The sequence below is a fragment of the Lutibacter sp. genome (assembly GCF_041555395.1).
Lineage (GTDB): Bacteria > Bacteroidota > Bacteroidia > Flavobacteriales > Flavobacteriaceae > Lutibacter.
The window spans coordinates 1-4,874 of sequence record NZ_JBFFKM010000097.1; the positions used below are offsets into that span (position 1 = coordinate 1).

Genomic DNA, 4,874 nt, shown 5'->3' on the forward strand with positions numbered 1-4,874 from the left:
CATGCAGCTGCCTTAAAGCAAGTGCCTTCTTGTGAGTTTTTCCCTATTGAAGCTACCAAAACCAATGTGTTTGGTACGCAAAATGTAATTGATGCTGCAGGAGTTAATAAAGTAAAAAAAGTAATTTGTTTAAGTACAGATAAGGCAGCCTACCCAATTAATGCAATGGGTATTTCAAAGGCCTTAATGGAAAAAGTAGCCATTGCCGCTTCACGTAATTTAACCGATACTACCGTTTGTTTAACACGTTATGGTAATGTAATGGCATCACGAGGTTCTGTTATTCCTTTATTTCTAAAACAAATTAAAGAAGGGCAGCCATTAACAATTACCGACCCAAATATGACACGTTTTTTAATGTCATTAGACGAAGCCGTTGAGTTGGTTTTATTTGCTTTTGAGCACGGAAATTCGGGTGATTTATTTGTGAATAAAGCCCCTGCAAGTACTATTGGAGACTTAGCACAAGCTATAAAAGAATTATGCAATGCAACCAATGAAATTAAAATAATTGGAACACGTCACGGTGAAAAATTGTATGAGACCTTATGTACAAGAGAAGAAATGGTAAAAGCGGAAGATATGGGAGAATTTTATCGTGTGCCAGCTGATAACAGAGATTTAAATTATGCACGTTACTTTTCAGAAGGAGAGCAAAATATAGCCGAAATAGAAGATTACCATTCTCATAATACGATACAACAAGATGTGGAAGGCGTAAAAAAAATGTTACTAAAATTACCAATCATTCAAGAAGCAATAGAATAATATTTTAAATGCCTTAATAATGGAGCCAACAATAATTAAAGGAGATATATATTCTGATAATAGAGGAAACTTAACTTTTAATAATAACTTTGATCTAAGTTCAATTAAAAGAATTTATTTTATAGAAAATAAAAACACATCAATTATTAGAGCTTGGCAAGGTCATAAAATAGAGCAACGTTGGTTCAGTGCCGTTATTGGTAGCTTTAAAATTTTATTAATAAAAATTGACAACTGGGAGAGCCCAACCCGAAATTTAAATCCTCAAGAATTTATTTTAAGTTCAAAAACATTAGATATATTACATGTTCCTAAAGGATATGTTTCTAACATACAGGCATTAGAGGAATCATCAAAGCTACTTGTGATGGCTGATTATTTATTGGGAAAAATAAAAGATGAATATAAATACCCTCAAAATTATTTTGAGAATGTATAATTTAAATTATAAAATTTTTAGATGTTAAAAATAGGAATTACAGGTCAAGAAGGTTTTGTAGGAAGTCACTTATTCAATTCCATAAATTTGTTACCTCAAGAATTTGAAAGTATTGAATATAATATAAGTTTTTTTTCAAACGAAATTAAATTAGATACGTTTGTACAGCAATGTGATGTCATTGTACATTTAGCTGCTATGAATAGGCATGAGGATATGCAAGCGCTTTACAATACCAATATGGATTTAGTGAAGCAGCTTATTTCATCACTTGAAAGAACTAAGAGTAAAGCACATGTATTATTTTCATCATCTTCACAAGAAGATAGAGATAATTTGTATGGGAAATCTAAAAAGGATGGAAGAATATTATTGGAGAGATGGGCAAATTCGAATGGTGGTAAGTTTACAGGCTTAGTAATACCAAATGTTTTTGGACCTTTTGGTCAGCCAAATTATAATTCAGTAGTTGCAACGTTTTCACATAAAATTGCCAATGGAGAAAAGCCAGTAGTTCAAGTTGATGGGGAGTTAAAATTGATTTATGTGAGTGAGTTGGCAGGAGAAATAATTAATAAAATTAGAGAGAATAAGAGTGAATCATTATACCAAGTCCCTCATACTTCAGTAGCTAAAGTAACTGAGATTTTAGCATATTTACAAAAATTTAAAGACCAATACCAAGACAAAGGTGAAATACCTATGTTAGAAAATAATTTTGTGTTAAATTTATTTAACACCTATCGTTGTTATATGGATGTAAAAAACCATTTTCCAGTAAAATTTACACAACATACAGATCCTCGTGGTTCATTTGTTGAAATTATCCGTTTAGGTATTGGAGGACAAGTGTCCTTTTCAACCACCGTTCCAGATATAACAAGGGGAAATCATTTCCATACACGAAAAATAGAGCGATTTGCTGTAATTAAAGGAAAGGCTTTAATTCAATTACGAAGAATAGGGACTGATGAGGTGTTAGATTTTTACTTAGATGGTGATGAACCAGCTTATGTTGATATGCCAATTTGGTACACACATAATATTAAAAATATAGGGGATGAAGTACTGTATACAAATTTTTGGATAAATGAGCCGTACAATGAAGAGGATGCAGACACTTATTTTGAGGAAGTGTAAAATTTTAATAGTAATTCATAATTTGTTAACGAATCACCAATCACTAATCACCAATGAAAAAACTAAAAGTATTAACAGTTGTAGGAACACGCCCAGAGATTATTAGACTCTCAAGAGTATTATTAAAATTAGACGCTACTGAAAGTATAGAACATATATTGGTGCATACAGGTCAAAATTATGACTACGAATTGAATGAAGTGTTTTTTAAAGATTTAGGATTGAGAAAACCAGATTATTTTTTAAATGCTGCCGGAGGTAATGCAACAACTACAGCTGGTCAAATATTAATAAATATTGATCCAGTTTTAGAAGAGGTAAACCCGGATGCTTTCTTAGTATTAGGGGATACAAATTCTTGTTTATGCGCTATTGCAGCAAAAAAAAGAAAAATACCAATTTTTCATATGGAAGCAGGAAATCGTTGTTTTGACCAACGTGTGCCTGAAGAAACAAATAGAAAAATAGTTGATCATATTTCTGATGTTAATTTAACTTATAGTGACATTGCAAGGGAATATTTGTTACGTGAGGGATTGCCAGCAGATAGAATTATAAAAACAGGTTCTCCAATTTATGAAGTTGTGCATGCATATAGTTCTCAAATAGATAATTCAGATGTTTTGTCTAGATTGAATTTACAAAAAGAAAAGTATTTTGTTGTTTCTGCTCACAGAGAAGAAAATATCAATTCTGATAATTTTTTAAAGTTAGTTGAATCTTTAAATGCAATAGCTGAAAAATATCAATTACCAATCATAGTTTCAACACACCCACGTACCAGAAATAAAATAAATGAAACTGGCGTTAGCTTTCATAAGTTAATTCAATTAATGAAACCTCTTGGTTTTCATGATTATAATCATTTACAAAAAAATGCAAAAGCTGTTTTATCAGATAGTGGTACAATTTCTGAAGAATCTTCCATTATGAATTTTCCAGCCTTAAATATTAGGGAAGCACACGAACGTCCTGAAGCTATGGAAGAAGCGTCCGTAATGATGGTAGGTTTAAATCCAGAGCGGATTATGCAGGCTTTAAAAATTATTGAAACTCAAAAAAGAAGTGAAAGCAGAACTTTATTGCCAGTACAAGATTATTCTATGCCAAATGTGAGTGATAAAGTAGTGAGAATTATTATATCTTATACCGATTATGTTAATAGAGTGGTGTGGTCTAAACAAATCTCTTAAATTTCATGAAAAACAGTAAAAATGTTTTATATGTTGGTGGATTTGAACTTCCGGATAAAAATGCTGCTGCCCAGCGGGTTTTAACTAATGGTAAGTTGTTTTCTAAATTAGGTTATAAGGTTTCTTATATTGGTATAGACAACGAAAGAAAAAACATGAATATTTCAAAAGAAATTATTAATATTGATGGATTTCAGTTTAATTCTTGGAAACAAAATTATCCTAACTCAAAAAAGGATTGGCTTCAATTTATCACTAGTCTTAAATTTGTAAAAAATATAGTTACTAATGAATTAAAAGAAAATGTGCAAATTATTGTTGCATATAATTACCCTGCTATAACCTTATGGAAATTAAAAAAGTTTTGTAAAAAGAATAATATTAAATTGATAGCTGATGTAACAGAGTGGTATCAACCTGAAGGAAATTTTTTATTTAAAATAATAAAAGGCTTTGATTCATATTTAAGAATGAATTATCTTCAAAAAAAAGTTAATGGAATAATTGCAATAAGTGAATATCTTAACAGTTTTTATCAAACTGTTAATTGTATTGAAATCCCCCCTCTTGTTGATAAAAGCTCAACAAAATGGAAACAACTACCTTTTGAAGAAAAAAAAATACGTAAACTAATTTATGTTGGCTCACCAGGTAATGGACAAAAAGACAAATTGGATTCAGTCATAATTTCGCTTTCAAAAATAAAAAATAATGTTAAAGATTTTCAACTTACAATTGTTGGCATCACTAAGCAAGATTATTTATTTAGTTTTGGGCTAAACTCAATTCCTTCAAATGTTATTAATAATATCGTTTTTAAAGGTCGTAAATCTCATTTAGAGTCTATAGAGTTGATTAAGGAAGCGGATTTTTCAATTTTTATAAGAGAAAACAATTTAATTAACACAGCTGGTTTTCCAACTAAATTTGTAGAGTCTATTTCATGCGGGACACCAGTTTTAACAAACTCAACAAGTAATATAAAGAAATTCCTAAAGGAAGGAGAACTTGGCTTCTTAATAGATACAACCTCAAACGAAAGTATGGATAAGTCGCTAGTACTGGCGTTAAATCAAGATGATGAAAGAATAATAGATATGAAAAAAAAGTGTTATTCGTTTCCTATGTTTCATTATGAGTTTTATGTTGATAATTTTAAATATTTTTTAAATAATTTAGATACTTAAATTAAAAAAAATCATAGAATTACTACATTACGCATATTTTTAGAGAAACTAATTGAAGTGTAGTTATCTTTTATGCGAAATTATTATAATGTGATGTAAATAAGCTATGATAAATAAAAATGAGCAAAAGTAGGCAAGAAAGAATAC

Annotated in this window: 5 protein-coding genes; all 5 read left to right on the top strand. The window is 30.0% G+C overall.

What is annotated here, in order from left to right; genetic code table 11:
* Positions 1-768 (top strand): polysaccharide biosynthesis protein (locus ABY285_RS12215; protein ID WP_372770456.1); only part of this gene is annotated, 768 nt, incomplete at its 5' end.
* 19 nt (positions 769-787) lie between these two features.
* The gene (locus ABY285_RS12220; RefSeq protein ID WP_372770458.1) at positions 788-1,207 is read left to right on the top strand and encodes a WxcM-like domain-containing protein; all 420 of its coding nucleotides are present in this window, start codon (positions 788-790) and stop codon (positions 1,205-1,207) included.
* 21 nt (positions 1,208-1,228) lie between these two features.
* Positions 1,229-2,347 carry an NAD-dependent epimerase/dehydratase family protein gene (locus tag ABY285_RS12225; protein ID WP_372770460.1) on the top strand — a complete coding sequence of 373 codons (1,119 nt, stop codon included), beginning with the start codon at positions 1,229-1,231 and terminating at the stop codon, positions 2,345-2,347.
* A 53-nt stretch (positions 2,348-2,400) separates the two neighbouring features.
* A complete protein-coding gene (wecB, locus tag ABY285_RS12230) occupies positions 2,401-3,540 on the top strand; it encodes a non-hydrolyzing UDP-N-acetylglucosamine 2-epimerase (protein WP_372770462.1) in 1,140 nt (379 codons plus the stop codon).
* Positions 3,541-3,545: 5 nt separating this feature from the next.
* Positions 3,546-4,727, top strand: a complete 1,182-nt coding sequence (locus tag ABY285_RS12235; RefSeq protein ID WP_372770464.1) for a glycosyltransferase — start codon at positions 3,546-3,548, stop codon at positions 4,725-4,727.
* Positions 4,728-4,874 lie beyond the last annotated feature (147 nt).